At 57.7% G+C, this 16,373-nt stretch carries 12 protein-coding genes and 4 tRNA genes; all 16 read left to right on the top strand.

Annotated elements, in window-relative coordinates; genetic code table 11:
- Window positions 1-328 precede the first annotated feature (328 nt).
- The 16 genes from birA (at window position 329) to rpoC (ending at window position 16,200) form a co-directional block, all read left to right on the top strand.
- Window positions 329-1,288 carry a bifunctional biotin--[acetyl-CoA-carboxylase] ligase/biotin operon repressor BirA gene (birA, locus tag DMX11_RS15400; protein ID WP_110745268.1) on the top strand — a complete coding sequence of 320 codons (960 nt, stop codon included), beginning with the start codon at window positions 329-331 and terminating at the stop codon, window positions 1,286-1,288.
- Entirely contained in the window at window positions 1,278-2,027 is a 750-nt protein-coding gene (locus DMX11_RS15395; protein WP_110745263.1) for a pantothenate kinase, read from the top strand. The genes birA and DMX11_RS15395 overlap by 11 nt, the downstream gene beginning before the upstream one ends.
- Window positions 2,028-2,034: 7 nt before the next feature.
- Window positions 2,035-2,460, top strand: coding sequence for a hypothetical protein (locus DMX11_RS15390; RefSeq protein WP_110745262.1), 426 nt, complete (start codon window positions 2,035-2,037; stop codon window positions 2,458-2,460).
- Window positions 2,461-2,612: 152 nt separating this feature from the next.
- Window positions 2,613-2,696: transfer RNA gene (locus DMX11_RS15385), tRNA-Tyr, on the top strand.
- 24 nt (window positions 2,697-2,720) lie between these two features.
- A tRNA-Gly gene (locus tag DMX11_RS15380) sits at window positions 2,721-2,794 on the top strand.
- Window positions 2,795-2,823: 29 nt separating this feature from the next.
- A tRNA-Thr gene (locus DMX11_RS15375) sits at window positions 2,824-2,899 on the top strand.
- Between the two features lie 78 nt (window positions 2,900-2,977).
- Complete coding sequence (gene tuf / locus DMX11_RS15370; protein WP_003255489.1) at window positions 2,978-4,171, top strand: elongation factor Tu; 1,194 nt, start codon at window positions 2,978-2,980, stop codon at window positions 4,169-4,171.
- A gap of 54 nt (window positions 4,172-4,225) precedes the next feature.
- Window positions 4,226-4,301 (top strand) — tRNA-Trp (locus DMX11_RS15365).
- A 44-nt stretch (window positions 4,302-4,345) separates the two neighbouring features.
- Entirely contained in the window at window positions 4,346-4,714 is a 369-nt protein-coding gene (secE, locus tag DMX11_RS15360) for a preprotein translocase subunit SecE (protein ID WP_003257081.1), read from the top strand.
- 9 nt (window positions 4,715-4,723) lie between these two features.
- Window positions 4,724-5,257 carry a transcription termination/antitermination protein NusG gene (gene nusG, locus DMX11_RS15355; RefSeq protein ID WP_003255501.1) on the top strand — a complete coding sequence of 178 codons (534 nt, stop codon included), beginning with the start codon at window positions 4,724-4,726 and terminating at the stop codon, window positions 5,255-5,257.
- A 119-nt stretch (window positions 5,258-5,376) separates the two neighbouring features.
- Complete coding sequence (gene rplK / locus DMX11_RS15350) at window positions 5,377-5,808, top strand: 50S ribosomal protein L11 (RefSeq protein ID WP_003255500.1); 432 nt, start codon at window positions 5,377-5,379, stop codon at window positions 5,806-5,808.
- Window positions 5,808-6,503 carry a 50S ribosomal protein L1 gene (gene rplA, locus DMX11_RS15345; protein WP_003255499.1) on the top strand — a complete coding sequence of 232 codons (696 nt, stop codon included), beginning with the start codon at window positions 5,808-5,810 and terminating at the stop codon, window positions 6,501-6,503. Before rplK ends, rplA begins: the two co-directional genes overlap by 1 nt.
- A gap of 197 nt (window positions 6,504-6,700) precedes the next feature.
- Window positions 6,701-7,201 (top strand): 50S ribosomal protein L10, encoded by a 501-nt coding sequence (rplJ, locus tag DMX11_RS15340; RefSeq protein ID WP_003255497.1) that lies wholly within the window; start codon window positions 6,701-6,703, stop codon window positions 7,199-7,201.
- A gap of 76 nt (window positions 7,202-7,277) precedes the next feature.
- Complete coding sequence (rplL, locus tag DMX11_RS15335; protein ID WP_003255496.1) at window positions 7,278-7,643, top strand: 50S ribosomal protein L7/L12; 366 nt, start codon at window positions 7,278-7,280, stop codon at window positions 7,641-7,643.
- 219 nt (window positions 7,644-7,862) lie between these two features.
- A complete protein-coding gene (gene rpoB / locus DMX11_RS15330; RefSeq protein WP_110745261.1) occupies window positions 7,863-11,936 on the top strand; it encodes a DNA-directed RNA polymerase subunit beta in 4,074 nt (1,357 codons plus the stop codon).
- A 64-nt stretch (window positions 11,937-12,000) separates the two neighbouring features.
- The gene (rpoC, locus tag DMX11_RS15325) at window positions 12,001-16,200 is read left to right on the top strand and encodes a DNA-directed RNA polymerase subunit beta' (protein ID WP_110745260.1); all 4,200 of its coding nucleotides are present in this window, start codon (window positions 12,001-12,003) and stop codon (window positions 16,198-16,200) included.
- Window positions 16,201-16,373 lie beyond the last annotated feature (173 nt).

Below are 16,373 nucleotides of genomic sequence, written 5' to 3'. Positions count from 1 at the left end.
AACTCAGCAGTGAAACGATGCATCGCCGATGGTAGTGTGGGGTTTCCCCATGTGAGAGTAGGTCATCGTCAAGATTCATTTCGCAAAACCCCTATCTGCACATGCAGGTAGGGGTTTTGTCTTTGTGGCCGGAGAAATCTCCAGCCTTGCATGTGCCTGCGGCCTGGGACAGATCAGTGTGCTAGCGGGCTTGCCCCGTGAATACGGGCGAACCCATGCCATCCACTGCGCTGCCTGTCGCAAGTCGGGCACGAGCTTTCGGCCCTTTTCCTATGCAAGCCCACAGCCCATGGCTATCATGCCTGCCTTATTCCAAGTCGAGACTGGCATGCTGAAGTTGTTGAATCTCCTCAAGGACGGCCGGTTCCATTCCGGAGAAGCTCTGGGGGCAGCCCTCGGTGTGAGTCGCAGCGCAGTTTGGAAGCAGCTGCAGCATCTGGAAAGTGAGCTTAACCTCACCATTCACAAAGTGCGTGGGCGGGGCTATCAGCTGGCGGCACCCTTGGCTTTGCTGGAGGGGCAGGCGATCGCTGGGTTTGCCGGCGGCGAGCAGTGGCCGGTATTCATCCACGACACCATCGACTCCACCAACGCCGAAGGTCTGCGCCTTGCCAGTGAGGGGCAGGCAGCGCCATTCCTGGTCCTGGCAGAGCGTCAGAGCGCAGGTCGTGGTCGGCGTGGTCGGCAGTGGGTGAGCCCGTTTGCCGAGAATCTCTATTACAGCCTGGTGCTGCGCGTCGATGGCGGCATGCGCCAGCTCGAAGGCTTGAGCTTGGTGGTTGGGCTGGCAGTCATGCGTACCTTGCAGGCGTTCGGCATAAAGGACGTGGGCCTGAAATGGCCCAATGATGTTCTGGTTCGGCAGCAGAAGATCACCGGCATTCTCCTGGAGTTGGTGGGTGATCCTGCGGATGTCTGTCATGTAGTGCTGGGTATCGGTATCAACGTGAACATGCAGGTCAACGACCAGGTGGATCAGCAGTGGACCTCGATGCGGCGTGAAGTGGGCGCGGCGATAGACCGTAACCATTTGGTAGCATCGCTCAGTCAGCAGCTGCAGCATGAGTTGGCGCGCCATCGTCGATACGGTTTTGCCGCATTCCAGGAGGAGTGGGAGCAGGCGCACCTTTGGCAGGGGCGCAACGTTTCGCTGGTTGCGGGTAGCACACGTATAGATGGTGTGGTTCGAGGCGTCGACGGGCAGGGCGGTTTGCGCCTTGAGGTGGACGGAGTGGAAAAGAGCTTCAGTGGTGGTGAGCTCAGTTTGAGGTTGCGTGATGATTCTTGAGCTCGATTGCGGTAACAGCTTCATCAAATGGCGGGTGATCCACACCGCTGAAGCAGTGATAGCTGGTGGTGGCATCGTCGATTCCGATCAGGCGCTGGTGGCTGAAGTGGCTGCACTTGTTGCGGTGCGCCTCACCGGCTGCCGTATTGTCAGTGTGCGCAGCGAGGAGGAAACCGATGCGCTGTGCGCTGTGATCGCCCAGGCATTCGCCGTGCAGGCGCAGGTTGCCCACCCGGCTCAGGAAATGGCGGGTGTGCGCAATGGCTATGACGATTATCAGCGCTTAGGCATGGACCGTTGGCTGGCGGCGCTGGGCGCCTTTCACCTGGCCGGTGGGGCATGTCTGGTCATTGACCTGGGTACAGCTGCCAAGGCGGACTTCGTTGCCGCCGATGGCGAGCACCTGGGTGGCTATATCTGTCCGGGAATGCCATTGATGCGCAGCCAGTTGCGTACGCATACCCGCCGCATCCGCTATGACGATGACTCTGCCGAGCGCGCATTGGTCAGTCTGTCGCCTGGCCGTTCCACTGTCGAGGCAGTCGAGCGCGGGTGTGTGTTGATGCTGCAGGGTTTTGCTCGCACTCAGCTTGAGCAAGCGCGTGCTCTATGGGGGGAGGCGTTCACGGTGTTCCTCACTGGTGGTGATGCGCCATTGGTGAAGGATGCCATCCCGCAGGCGCGTGTCGTGCCTGACTTGGTTTTCGTTGGCCTGGCAATGGCCTGCCCATTGGATTGAGGTGCCTATGCGTTGGTTGTTTCTGCTGTTACTGGTGCTCAACGTCTTTTATTACGTATGGCATCAGCAGGAAGCCCCGCTGAAGGTCAAGGAAGTCGCCCCGCTGTCGTTGTACAAGGGGAATCAGCAAGAAATCCGTCTGTTGCGTGAAACGGGTGTGTCTACGCCGCCAAAGCGCCGTGAAGAATGCTTGGTGATCGGCGGTGAGATGGCGCCCGAGCAGCTAGAGGCGCTGCGCCAACGCTTGTTGAGCCTGGACGTTGCTACCTCTCCAGTAGATAAGCAGCTGCCGGGAGCTGATGGTCGCTGGCTTAAGGTGGCCTCGGAAAGCGAGCGGTTGCTGGACCAGGCGTTGCTCTCGTCTCTTTCCAATGATTTCAAAGACTTAAAACATAAAATTATTTTCTGCCAGGGTATTGCAACTGGCGAATAGCTTGATAGAATGGCGCCCGCTTCACAGGGAACACCACTCAGGTGGCAGGACCGGAAGCAGTGTCAAAGTAGCTAAGTTTCAGATTTGATTGAAAAAATTTGAAAAAACGCTTGACACTAGGACGGCAGAGACATAGAATGCCGGCCACATCTGGAGGGATTCCCGAGCGGCCAAAGGGGACGGACTGTAAATCCGTTGCGAGAGCTTCGAAGGTTCGAATCCTTCTCCCTCCACCAGTTTCAGCGAGAGCCGCAAGCTCCGCGGGTATAGTTTAGTGGTAGAACCTCAGCCTTCCAAGCTGATGATGCGGGTTCGATTCCCGCTACCCGCTCCAAGTTTGCTGGATTTTGCACAAAGTGTTTCGCTCTTGTAGCTCAGTTGGTAGAGCACACCCTTGGTAAGGGTGAGGTCAGCGGTTCAAATCCGCTCAAGAGCTCCATTTAAACAAGGCAGATATGAAAATATCTGCCTTTGTTTTATCAGCGCAAGACTATTTCTTCTGCGGAGGATTGTATCGATGGCTAAGGAAAAGTTTGATCGTTCCCTTCCCCACGTTAACGTCGGCACTATCGGCCACGTTGACCACGGTAAGACCACTCTGACCGCAGCTCTGACTCGCGTTTGCTCCGAAGTTTTCGGTTCGGCAATCGTTGAGTTCGACAAGATCGACTCGGCTCCGGAAGAAAAAGCGCGCGGTATCACCATCAACACCGCTCACGTTGAGTACAACTCGACCATTCGTCACTACGCTCACGTTGACTGCCCAGGTCACGCTGACTACGTGAAGAACATGATCACCGGTGCTGCCCAGATGGACGGCGCGATCCTGGTTTGCTCGGCCGCCGATGGTCCGATGCCACAAACCCGTGAGCACATCCTGCTGTCCCGTCAGGTAGGCGTTCCGTACATCGTGGTCTTCCTGAACAAGGCTGACCTGGTAGACGACGCTGAGCTGCTGGAACTGGTCGAGATGGAAGTTCGCGACCTGCTGTCCACCTACGACTTCCCAGGCGACGACACCCCGATCATCATCGGTTCGGCTCGTATGGCGCTGGAAGGCAAAGACGACAACGAAATGGGCACTACCGCTGTCAAGAAGCTGGTAGAAACTCTGGACAGCTACATTCCTGAGCCAGTTCGTGCCATCGACCAGCCATTCCTGATGCCGATCGAAGACGTATTCTCGATCTCGGGTCGTGGTACCGTTGTTACCGGTCGTATCGAGCGTGGTATCGTCCGCGTTCAGGATCCGCTGGAAATCGTTGGTCTGCGTGACACCACCACCACCACCTGCACCGGTGTTGAGATGTTCCGCAAGCTGCTGGACGAAGGTCGTGCTGGCGAGAACTGCGGCGTTCTGCTGCGTGGTACCAAGCGTGACGACGTTGAGCGTGGCCAGGTTCTGGTTAAGCCAGGTTCGGTCAAGCCGCACACCAAGTTCACCGCAGAAGTCTACGTACTGTCGAAGGAAGAAGGCGGTCGTCACACTCCGTTCTTCAAAGGCTACCGTCCACAGTTCTACTTCCGTACCACTGACGTGACCGGTAACTGCGAACTGCCGGAAGGCGTTGAAATGGTAATGCCAGGTGACAACATTCAGATGACTGTTACCCTGATCAAGACCATCGCAATGGAAGACGGTCTGCGCTTCGCTATCCGTGAAGGCGGTCGTACCGTCGGCGCCGGCGTCGTAGCAAAAATTATTGAATAAGTAGTTGATTTACTTGATCAGGCCGGTATAATGGCCGGCCTGATACAGCGTTACAGGTCAGTAGCTCAATTGGCAGAGCGACGGTCTCCAAAACCGTAGGTTGGGGGTTCGATTCCCTCCTGACCTGCCATTTCACCTCGGTGTGATGGCTTTCTTCTTACAGGATCCTCCTCGATGACCCCCAAAACTGAAGCCCAAGAATCGCGTTTTGATCTGTTCAAGTGGCTGGCTGTAGTGGCTTTGGTGGTTGTTGGTGTTGTGGGTAATCAATACTACTCCGCCTCCCCGATTCTGTATCGCGTTCTCGCACTTCTCGTCCTGGCTGCTGTCGCGGGCTTTGTAGCTCTGCAGACTGCGAAGGGCAAGTCGTTCTTTGCGTTGGCGAAGGAAGCTCGTACCGAGATTCGTAAAGTCGTGTGGCCGACCCGCCAGGAAACCACCCAGACCACGCTGATTGTTGTGGCTGTTGTGCTGGTTATGGCACTGCTGTTGTGGGGTCTTGATTCCCTGCTCGGCTGGGCGGTCTCCTTGATCGTTGGCTAAAGGTGTCCCGTGGCTAAGCGTTGGTATGTTGTGCATGCTTACTCGGGTTACGAGAAGCATGTAATGCGCTCCCTGATCGAGCGCGTCAAGCTGGCTGGCATGGAAGACGGTTTCGGCGAGATCTTGGTTCCGACCGAAGAAGTCGTCGAAATGCGCAATGGCCAGAAGCGCAAAAGTGAGCGTAAATTCTTCCCTGGCTATGTATTGGTCCAGATGGAGATGAACGAAGGGACTTGGCACTTGGTCAAGGACACCCCTCGTGTGATGGGCTTCATTGGTGGTACCGCAGACAAGCCTGCGCCGATCACTGATAAAGAAGCTGAGGCTATCCTGCGTCGCGTAGCGGACGGTAGCGATAAGCCGAAGCCGAAGACGCTGTTCGAGCCAGGTGAAGTGGTTCGAGTCATTGATGGTCCGTTCGCAGACTTCAATGGTAGTGTCGAAGAGGTTAACTACGAGAAAAGCCGTCTGCAGGTTGCAGTGCTTATTTTCGGTCGCTCTACTCCGGTGGAGCTCGAGTTCAGCCAGGTCGAAAAGGTCTAGGCGGACAACGCATCCCATACCCCGCAGCCCTGTGTGCTGCGGGGTTTTGTCGTCACTGGGATAAAACGCAAGTCATCCGGGGAGCCATCAGGCGTTCGTACCCGATTTTGGAGTAGCTCATGGCTAAGAAGATTCAGGCTTACATCAAGCTGCAAGTAAAGGCCGGCCAGGCCAACCCAAGCCCACCCGTTGGTCCAGCACTGGGTCAACATGGTGTGAACATCATGGAATTCTGCAAGGCCTTCAACGCCCGTACCCAGGGTCAAGAAGCCGGCCTGCCGACTCCAGTGATCATCACTGTCTACAGCGACCGTAGCTTCACCTTCGAGACCAAGAGCACCCCTGCCTCGGTTCTGCTGAAGAAAGCTGCTGGCCTGACCAGTGGTTCGGCTCGCCCGAACACCGTTAAAGTCGGTACCGTTACCCGTGCTCAGCTGGAAGACATCGCGAAAGCCAAACAGGCTGACCTGACTGCCGCTGACCTGGACGCTGCTGTACGCACCATCGCTGGCTCTGCCCGCAGCATGGGCCTGAACGTGGAGGGTGTGTAATGGCTAAGCTGACTAAACGCCAAAAGGCAATCGCCGAGAAAATCGAAGCAGGCAAGGCCTACAACTTCGAAGAAGCGGCAACCCTGCTGGCCTCGCTGCCTGCTGCCAAGTTCGTCGAGTCCTACGACATCGCCGTAAACCTCGGTGTTGACCCGCGTAAATCCGACCAGGTCGTACGTAGCGCTACCGTGCTGCCGCACGGCACTGGCAAGACCGTTCGCGTTGCTGTCTTCACTCAGGGTCCAGCTGCTGAAGCTGCTCTGGCTGCCGGCGCTGACCGTGTAGGTATGGACGATCTGGCTGCCGAAATGAAAGGCGGCGACCTGAACTATGACGTCGTCATCGCATCGCCTGATGCCATGCGCGTTGTGGGTCAGCTGGGTCAGGTTCTGGGTCCTCGCGGCCTGATGCCTAACCCGAAAGTTGGTACCGTGACTCCAGACGTAGCCACTGCCGTGAAAAACGCCAAGGCTGGTCAGGTTCGCTACCGTACCGACAAGAACGGTATCATCCACACCTCCGTTGGCAAAATCGGCTTTGAAGCTGACAAGCTGAAGGAAAACGTTGAAGCCCTGATCGCTGACCTGAAGCGTATCAAGCCTGCTTCTTCGAAAGGTATCTACGTTAAGCGCGTTACCCTGAGCACCACCATGGGCCCAGGTCTGGTCATCGATCAGAGCTCGCTGAACGTGTAAGAACATGGTGGCGCGACCTGTCGCGCCACCAGCAAAAATTGGGGTCCCTGCCTGGCGGGGGCTATCCAAGACCGTAGGCGGCGCAAGCCTTAAAACACCAGCCCACGCAGATGGTGCTCCCGATTCGTTACCGAATCAGACACCAAAACGACATCCGGCTTCGGCCAGATGAAACGGTAAAAACCAGGAGTAAACCCGTGGCAATTAAACTCGAAGACAAGAAGGCCATCGTCGCTGAAGTCAACGAGGCTGCCAAAGTCGCTCTGTCCGCTGTTGTGGCTGATGCCCGTGGCGTGACTGTAAGCGCAATGACCGGACTCCGTAAAGAGGCCCGCGAAGCTGGCGTTTACGTACGTGTAGTGCGTAACACCCTGCTCAAGCGCGCTGTTGAAGGCACCGAATTCTCGATCCTCAACGACGCGTTCAAAGGCCCGACCCTGATTGCTTTCTCCAACGAACACCCGGGCGCTGCTGCTCGTCTGTTCAAAGAGTTCGCCAAGGGTCAGGACAAGTTCGAGATCAAGGCAGCTGCGTTTGACGGCAATTTCATTGCAGCGAACCAGATCGACGTGTTGGCTACCCTGCCGACCCGCGACGAAGCTATTGCACGACTGATGAGCGTTATCCAAGGCGCCACCAGCAAGCTGGCTCGTACTCTGGCAGCCATTCGCGACCAGAAAGAAGCTACCGCCGCCTAAGGCGTGCGAACTCTTTCAAAATCATACGTTTAATTTGATGGCTGCGTAGGCTGTCACCCCAATACAGGATTGAGTCATGTCTCTGACTAACGAACAAATCATCGAAGCAATCGGCCAGAAAACCGTTCTGGAAGTTGTTGAGCTGATCAAAGCAATGGAAGAAACCTTCGGCGTTACCGCTGCTGTTGCCGCTGCTGGCCCAGCTGCTGCTGCTGCCGTTGTTGAAGAGCAGACCGAGTTCAACGTTGTTCTGGTTGAAGCCGGCGACAAGAAAGTGAACGTGATCAAGGCCGTTCGCGAGCTGACCGGTCTGGGCCTGAAAGAAGCCAAAGAGAAAGTCGATGGCGCTCCTCAGGTTGTAGCTGAAGGCGTTTCGAAAGAAGCCGCTGAAGACGCTAAGAAGAAGCTGGAAGAAGCAGGCGCTAAAGTCGAGCTGAAGTAATCTCGACTTTGCGATGCCAGCCTGAGCGTTGAGCAAAAGGCTGATGGCTGGTGGCTTATGCCACCGGCCTTTTTCCGTTATTGGTGGCTGGTCGTACCGGCCCCGATAACACGCTGCAAGACACCCATGTGGGTGCGCAAACCAAGGGGTTTGCACGATTTTCTGGCTGCTCCCGCCGGGAGAAGCCAAACAAGCAGGTGACCAAGCTGGGGAACGCTGATGGCTTACTCATACACTGAGAAAAAACGTATCCGCAAGGACTTTAGCAAGTTGCCGGACGTCATGGATGTGCCATACCTTCTGGCCATCCAGCTGGATTCGTATCGCGAATTCCTGCAAGCGGGAGCATCCAAGGATCAGTTCCGCGACGTCGGCCTGCACGCGGCCTTCAAATCGGTATTCCCGATCATCAGCTACTCCGGCAATGCTGCCCTGGAGTACGTAGGCTATCGCCTGGGCGAACCCGCCTTCGATGTGAAGGAATGTGTCCTGCGTGGCGTGACCTTCGCGGTCCCACTGCGGGTCAAGGTGCGCCTGATCATCTTCGACAAGGAATCGTCGAACAAAGCGATCAAGGACATCAAAGAGCAAGAAGTCTACATGGGTGAAATCCCCCTGATGACTGAGAACGGTACCTTCGTTATCAACGGTACCGAGCGTGTGATCGTTTCCCAGCTGCACCGTTCGCCTGGTGTGTTCTTCGACCACGACCGTGGCAAGACTCACAGCTCCGGCAAGCTGCTGTACTCCGCTCGCATCATCCCTTACCGCGGTTCTTGGCTGGACTTCGAGTTCGACCCGAAGGACTGCGTGTTCGTGCGTATCGACCGTCGCCGCAAACTGCCGGCCTCGGTGCTGCTGCGCGCTCTGGGTTACAGCACTGAAGAAGTGCTGAATACCTTCTACACCACTAACGTCTTCCACATTTCCGGCGAAAAACTCAGCCTGGAACTGGTGCCGCAGCGTCTGCGTGGTGAAGTCGCGGTCATGGACATCCATGACGAAACCGGCAAAGTCATCGTTGAGCAAGGCCGCCGTATCACGGCGCGCCACATCAACCAGCTGGAAAAAGCTGGCGTCAAGCAGCTGGACGTTCCTATGGAATACGTCCTTGGCCGCACCACTGCCAAGGCTATTGTGCATCCGGCTACCGGCGAGATTCTCGCCGAGTGCAACACCGAGATGACCACCGAGCTGCTGATCAAGGTCGCCAAGGCACAGGTTGTCCGCATCGAGACCCTGTACACCAACGACATCGATTGCGGTCCGTTCATCTCCGACACGCTGAAGATCGACACCACCAGCAACCAGCTGGAAGCCTTGGTCGAGATCTATCGCATGATGCGTCCAGGCGAGCCGCCAACCAAGGATGCTGCCGAGACCCTGTTCAACAACCTGTTCTTCAGCGCCGAGCGTTACGACCTGTCCGCCGTTGGCCGCATGAAGTTCAACCGTCGCATCGGTCGTACCGAGATCGAAGGTTCGGGCGTGCTGAGCAAGGAAGACATCGTCGAGGTGCTGAAGACCCTGGTCGATATCCGTAACGGCAAAGGCATCGTCGACGACATCGACCACCTCGGTAACCGTCGCGTTCGTTGCGTCGGCGAGATGGCCGAGAACCAGTTCCGCGTTGGCCTGGTGCGTGTTGAGCGCGCGGTCAAGGAACGTCTGTCGATGGCGGAAAGCGAAGGCCTGATGCCGCAAGACCTGATCAACGCCAAGCCGGTAGCGGCCGCGGTGAAGGAGTTCTTCGGTTCCAGCCAGCTGTCCCAGTTCATGGACCAGAACAACCCGCTCTCCGAGATTACCCACAAGCGCCGCGTCTCTGCACTCGGCCCTGGCGGTCTGACCCGTGAGCGCGCTGGCTTCGAAGTCCGTGACGTACACCCGACCCACTACGGTCGCGTGTGCCCGATCGAGACCCCTGAAGGTCCGAACATCGGTCTGATCAACTCCCTGGCAGCCTATGCCCGCACCAACCAGTACGGCTTCCTGGAAAGCCCGTACCGCGTGGTGAAGGAAGGCGTGGTCAGCGACGATATCGTGTTCCTGTCGGCCATCGAAGAAGCGGATCACGTCATCGCCCAGGCTTCGGCCGCGATGAACGAGAAGAAGCAGCTGATCGACGAGCTGGTAGCTGTTCGTCACCTGAACGAATTCACCGTGAAGGCGCCAGAAGACGTCACCCTGATGGACGTTTCGCCGAAGCAGGTTGTTTCTGTTGCTGCTTCGCTGATTCCGTTCCTCGAGCACGACGACGCCAACCGTGCGTTGATGGGTTCGAACATGCAGCGTCAGGCTGTACCCACCCTGCGTGCCGACAAGCCGCTGGTAGGTACCGGCATGGAACGCAACGTTGCCCGTGACTCCGGTGTCTGCGTTGTAGCTCGCCGCGGTGGTGTGATCGACTCGGTCGACGCCAGCCGTATCGTCGTTCGCGTCAATGACGACGAAGTCGAAACCGGTGAAGCAGGTGTAGATATCTACAACCTGACCAAGTACACCCGTTCGAACCAGAACACCTGCATCAACCAGCGTCCGCTGGTGAGCAAAGGTGACAAGGTTCAGCGCAGCGACATCATGGCGGACGGCCCGTCCACCGACATGGGTGAGCTGGCTCTGGGTCAGAACATGCGCATCGCGTTCATGGCGTGGAACGGCTTCAACTTCGAAGACTCCATCTGCCTGTCTGAGCGTGTGGTTCAGGAAGACCGCTTCACCACCATCCACATCCAGGAACTTACCTGTGTGGCGCGTGACACCAAGCTCGGCCCAGAGGAAATCACTGCGGACATCCCGAACGTGGGTGAGGCTGCACTGAACAAGCTGGACGAAGCCGGTATTGTCTATGTAGGTGCTGAAGTAGGCGCTGGCGATATCCTGGTCGGCAAAGTGACGCCTAAAGGCGAAACTCAGCTGACTCCGGAAGAAAAACTGCTGCGCGCGATCTTCGGCGAGAAGGCCAGCGACGTTAAAGACACCTCCCTGCGTGTGCCAACCGGCACCAAGGGTACCGTCATCGACGTACAGGTCTTCACCCGTGACGGCGTTGAGCGCGACAGCCGCGCCCTGGCCATCGAGAAGATGCAGCTGGACGAGATCCGCAAGGACCTCAACGAAGAGTTCCGCATCGTCGAAGGTGCAACCTTCGAGCGTCTGCGTTCTGCCCTGAACGGCCAAGTGGTCGACGGTGGTGCGGGCCTGAAGAAAGGCACCGTGATCACTGACGAAGTGCTGGACGGTCTGGAGCACGGCCAGTGGTTCAAACTGCGCATGGCTGAAGATGCACTGAACGAGCAGCTGGAAAAAGCTCAGCAGTACATCGTCGACCGTCGCCGTCTGCTGGACGACAAGTTCGAAGACAAGAAGCGCAAGCTGCAGCAGGGCGATGACCTGGCACCGGGCGTACTGAAGATCGTCAAGGTGTACCTGGCAATCCGCCGTCGCATCCAGCCGGGTGACAAGATGGCCGGCCGTCACGGTAACAAAGGTGTTGTCTCGGTCATCATGCCGGTTGAAGACATGCCGCACGATGCCAACGGTACTCCGGTCGACGTCGTACTGAACCCGCTGGGCGTACCTTCGCGTATGAACGTTGGTCAGATCCTCGAAACCCACCTGGGCCTGGCGGCCAAGGGGCTGGGCGAGAAGATCGACCGCATGCTCGAAGAACAGCGTAAAGCTGCTGAGCTTCGCGTGTTCCTGACCGAGGTCTACAACGAGATCGGCGGTCGTCAGGAAAACCTCGAAGAGTTCACCGACGCAGAGATCCTGGCTCTGGCCCACAACCTGAAGAAAGGCGTGCCGATGGCTACTCCGGTCTTCGATGGTGCCAAAGAGCGCGAGATCAAGGCCATGCTGAAACTGGCAGACCTGCCAGAAAGCGGCCAGATGGTGCTGTTCGATGGCCGTACCGGCAACAAGTTCGAGCGTCCTGTGACCGTTGGTTACATGTACATGCTCAAGCTGAACCACTTGGTGGACGACAAGATGCACGCGCGTTCCACTGGTTCCTACAGCCTGGTTACCCAGCAGCCGCTGGGTGGTAAGGCGCAGTTCGGTGGTCAGCGTTTCGGGGAGATGGAAGTGTGGGCGCTGGAAGCATACGGCGCGGCATACACCCTGCAAGAAATGCTCACAGTGAAGTCGGACGACGTGAACGGCCGTACCAAGATGTACAAGAACATCGTGGATGGCGATCACCGTATGGAGCCGGGCATGCCCGAGTCCTTCAACGTGTTGATCAAAGAGATTCGTTCGCTCGGTATCGATATCGATCTGGAAACCGAATAACACGTGACGCGAAGGGGAGTGGGGCAGGTAATGCCCGCTCCCTGCTCCGCCAGGAGGAAAGGCCTTGAAAGACCTACTGAATTTGCTGAAAAACCAGGGTCAAGTCGAAGAGTTCGACGCCATCCGCATCGGTCTGGCGTCGCCTGAAATGATCCGTTCGTGGTCGTTCGGTGAAGTTAAGAAGCCGGAAACCATCAACTACCGTACGTTCAAGCCTGAGCGTGACGGCCTGTTCTGCGCCAAGATCTTTGGCCCAGTCAAGGACTACGAGTGCCTGTGCGGCAAGTACAAGCGCCTCAAGCACCGCGGTGTAATCTGCGAGAAGTGCGGCGTTGAAGTTGCCCTGGCCAAGGTTCGTCGTGAGCGCATGGCGCACATCGAACTGGCCTCGCCGGTTGCCCACATCTGGTTCCTGAAGTCGCTGCCGTCCCGTATCGGCCTGCTGATGGACATGACCCTGCGTGATATCGAGCGCGTGCTCTATTTCGAGAGCTATGTCGTTATCGACCCGGGCATGACTACCCTGGAAAAGGGCCAGCTGCTGAACGACGAGCAGTACTTCGAAGCGCTGGAAGAGTTCGGTGACGACTTTGACGCCCGCATGGGTGCCGAGGCTGTCCGCGAGCTGCTGCACGCTATCGACCTGGAGCACGAGATTGGCCGCCTGCGCGAAGAAATTCCGCAGACCAACTCGGAAACCAAGATCAAGAAGCTTTCCAAGCGCCTGAAGCTGATGGAAGCTTTCCAGGGCTCGGGCAACCTGCCAGAGTGGATGGTCCTGACCGTCCTGCCAGTACTGCCGCCGGACCTGCGTCCGCTGGTGCCGCTGGATGGTGGCCGCTTCGCGACCTCCGACCTGAACGACCTGTATCGTCGGGTGATCAACCGTAACAACCGTCTGAAGCGCCTGCTGGATCTGTCGGCGCCGGACATCATCGTGCGCAACGAAAAGCGCATGCTGCAGGAAGCGGTTGACGCCCTGCTGGACAACGGCCGTCGCGGTCGCGCCATCACTGGCTCGAACAAGCGTCCGCTGAAGTCCCTGGCCGACATGATCAAAGGTAAGCAAGGTCGCTTCCGTCAGAACTTGCTCGGTAAGCGTGTGGACTACTCCGGCCGTTCGGTAATTACCGTAGGCCCGACCCTGCGTCTGCACCAGTGCGGTCTGCCAAAGAAGATGGCCCTCGAGCTGTTCAAGCCGTTCATTTTCGGCAAGCTGGAAATGCGTGGTCTGGCGACCACCATCAAGGCCGCCAAGAAAATGGTCGAGCGTGAGCTGCCAGAGGTGTGGGACGTTCTCGCCGAAGTGATTCGCGAACACCCCGTACTGCTCAACCGTGCTCCGACCCTGCACCGTCTGGGTATCCAGGCCTTTGAACCGGTACTGATCGAAGGTAAGGCTATCCAGCTGCACCCGCTGGTCTGCGCCGCGTATAACGCCGACTTCGACGGTGACCAGATGGCGGTCCACGTGCCTCTGACCCTGGAAGCCCAGCTCGAAGCACGTGCGCTGATGATGTCGACCAACAACATCCTGTCGCCAGCCAACGGTGAGCCAATCATCGTTCCGTCGCAGGACGTTGTACTGGGTCTGTACTACATGACCCGTGAAGCCATCAACGCCAAGGGTGAGGGTCGCGTGTTCGCCGACCTGCAGGAAGTCGACCGCGTATTCCGCGCCGGCGAAGCTGCCCTGCACGCAAAGATCAAGGTTCGTATCAACGAAACTGTGAAAGAGCGTGATGGTTCGGTGGTCAAGAATACCCGCATCGTCGACACCACTGTCGGCCGTGCGTTGCTGTTCCAGGTTGTACCGGCAGGCCTGCCGTACGACGTGGTCAACCAGCCAATGAAGAAAAAGGCGATCTCCAAGCTGATCAACCAGTGCTATCGCGTGGTTGGTCTGAAAGAGACCGTTATCTTCGCTGACCAGCTGATGTACACCGGTTTCGCTTACTCGACCATTTCCGGCGTTTCCATCGGTGTTAACGACTTCGTTATCCCGGACGAGAAAGCCCGCATCATCGGTAACGCTACCGACGAAGTGAAGGAAATCGAGAGCCAGTACGCCTCCGGCCTGGTAACCCAGGGCGAGAAGTACAACAAGGTCATCGACTTGTGGTCGAAGGCGAACGACGAAGTGTCCAAGGCGATGATGGCCAACCTCTCGAAAGAGAAGGTCATCGACCGCGAAGGCAAGGAAGTCGAGCAAGAGTCCTTCAACTCGATGTACATGATGGCTGACTCGGGTGCGCGGGGTTCCGCAGCCCAGATCCGTCAGCTGGCCGGTATGCGTGGCCTGATGGCCAAGCCGGACGGCTCCATCATCGAGACGCCAATCACTGCGAACTTCCGTGAGGGTCTGAGTGTACTCCAGTACTTCATCTCGACTCACGGTGCTCGTAAGGGTCTGGCGGATACCGCACTGAAGACCGCTAACTCCGGTTACCTCACTCGTCGTCTGGTAGACGTTGCCCAGGATCTGGTAGTAACCGAGATCGACTGCGGCACCGACCAGGGCCTGCTGATGACGCCGCACATCGAAGGCGGTGATGTTGTAGAGCCGCTGGGTGAGCGTGTACTGGGTCGTGTGATTGCCCGTGACGTGTTCAAGCCAGGCACCGAGGACGTCATCGTTCCGGCCGGTACCCTGGTTGATGAGCAGTGGGTCGAGTTCATCGAGCTGAACAGCATCGATGAAGTTGTCGTGCGTTCGCCGATCAACTGCGAAACCCGCTACGGCATCTGCGCCAAGTGCTACGGCCGTGACCTGGCTCGTGGTCACCAGGTGAACATCGGTGAAGCTGTCGGCGTTATCGCTGCTCAGTCGATCGGTGAGCCGGGTACCCAGCTGACCATGCGTACGTTCCACATCGGTGGTGCTGCAAGCCGTACTTCGGCTGCGGACAGCGTCCAGGTCAAGAACGGCGGTATGGTGCGCCTGCACAACCTCAAGCAGGTTGAGCGTGCCGACGGTAACCTGGTTGCCGTGTCGCGTTCCGGTGAGTTGGCCATCGCCGACGAATTCGGTCGTGAGCGTGAGCGCTACAAGCTGCCTTACGGTGCGGTGATTTCGGTCAAGGAAGGTGAAAAGGTCGAAGCTGGCGCCATCGTCGCCAAGTGGGACCCGCACACCCACCCGATCGTTACTGAACTGAAAGGTACCGTGACCTTCGTGGGCATGGAAGAAAACATCACCATCAAGCGTCAGACCGATGAGCTCACCGGCTTGACCAACATTGAAGTACTGGACGTCAAGGATCGCCCTGCCGCAGGCAAGGAAATCCGTCCGGCCATCAAGATGGTCGATGCTGCTGGCAAGGATCTGTACCTGCCAGGTACCGACGTACCTGCCCAGTACTTCCTGCCGGCCAACGCCCTCGTTGGTGTTGCCGACGGCGCGCAGATCGGTGTTGGTGACGTTATTGCGCGTATCCCGCAAGAAACGTCGAAGACCCGTGACATCACCGGTGGTCTGCCGCGAGTTGCCGACTTGTTCGAAGCGCGTCGTCCGAAAGAAGCCTCGATTCTGGCTGAAGTCAGCGGCACCATCGCATTCGGTAAAGAGACCAAGGGCAAGCGTCGCCTGGTCATCACTCCGACCGACGGTAGCGATCCGTACGAAGAGCTGATTCCGAAGTGGCGCCACCTGAACGTCTTCGAAGGTGAGCAGGTAAACCGCGGTGAAGTAATCTCCGACGGCCCGAGCGATCCGCACGACATCCTGCGTCTGCTGGGTGTGAGCGCGCTGGCGAAGTACATCGTCAACGAGATTCAGGACGTTTACCGTCTGCAAGGCGTGAAGATCAACGACAAGCACATCGAGACCATCCTGCGTCAGATGCTGCGCAAGGTCGAGATCTCCGAGTCGGGCGATTCCAGCTTCATCAAGGGCGACCAGATGGAACTGACCCAGGTACTGGTAGAGAACGAGCGTCTCGCCGGCGAGGACAAGTTCATCTCCAAGTTCACCCGTGTGCTGCTGGGTATCACCAAGGCGTCGTTGTCGACCGAGTCGTTCATCTCCGCGGCTTCCTTCCAGGAAACCACCCGCGTACTGACCGAGGCGGCGGTAACCGGCAAGCGCGACTACCTGCGCGGCCTGAAAGAGAACGTGGTCGTGGGTCGTCTGATCCCGGCTGGTACTGGTCTGGCTTACCACAGCGAGCGCAAGCGTCGCCGTGATGCCGACAAACCGCTGCGTGTGAGCGCCAGTGAGGTGGAAGCCGCACTGACCGAAGCACTGAATTCCAGCGGTAACTAAGTACAGGGCAGGGCCCCGGCAAGCCTCGAACGGGCATCGGCGACATGAAATGTTGCCGATGATCGGGCGGGGAGGGCCGGGGCCTCGTCTTGACTGGGTGCAAGATCCTCTTTAGACTTTTGTACCCTTAAATTTGGTGAGGCTCCGTCTCGCCAATTTTTGGCTTTCTTGCA

Source organism: Pseudomonas sp. LB-090624, from assembly GCF_003205205.1.
Lineage (GTDB): Bacteria > Pseudomonadota > Gammaproteobacteria > Pseudomonadales > Pseudomonadaceae > Aquipseudomonas.
This window is presented reverse-complemented; position numbering and strand designations above follow the sequence as displayed.

Bases quoted from the DNA above. Each gene is read 5' to 3' on its own strand.
- birA (WP_110745268.1), top strand. From the start codon at position 329: ATGCTGAAGTTGTTGAATCTCCTCAAGGACGGCCGGTTCCATTCCGGA.
- DMX11_RS15395 (WP_110745263.1), top strand. From the start codon at position 1,278: ATGATTCTTGAGCTCGATTGCGGTAACAGCTTCATCAAATGGCGGGTG.
- DMX11_RS15390 (WP_110745262.1), top strand. From the start codon at position 2,035: ATGCGTTGGTTGTTTCTGCTGTTACTGGTGCTCAACGTCTTTTATTAC.
- tuf (WP_003255489.1), top strand. From the start codon at position 2,978: ATGGCTAAGGAAAAGTTTGATCGTTCCCTTCCCCACGTTAACGTCGGC.
- secE (WP_003257081.1), top strand. From the start codon at position 4,346: ATGACCCCCAAAACTGAAGCCCAAGAATCGCGTTTTGATCTGTTCAAG.
- rplK (WP_003255500.1), top strand. From the start codon at position 5,377: ATGGCTAAGAAGATTCAGGCTTACATCAAGCTGCAAGTAAAGGCCGGC.
- rplA (WP_003255499.1), top strand. From the start codon at position 5,808: ATGGCTAAGCTGACTAAACGCCAAAAGGCAATCGCCGAGAAAATCGAA.
- rplL (WP_003255496.1), top strand. From the start codon at position 7,278: ATGTCTCTGACTAACGAACAAATCATCGAAGCAATCGGCCAGAAAACC.
- rpoB (WP_110745261.1), top strand. From the start codon at position 7,863: ATGGCTTACTCATACACTGAGAAAAAACGTATCCGCAAGGACTTTAGC.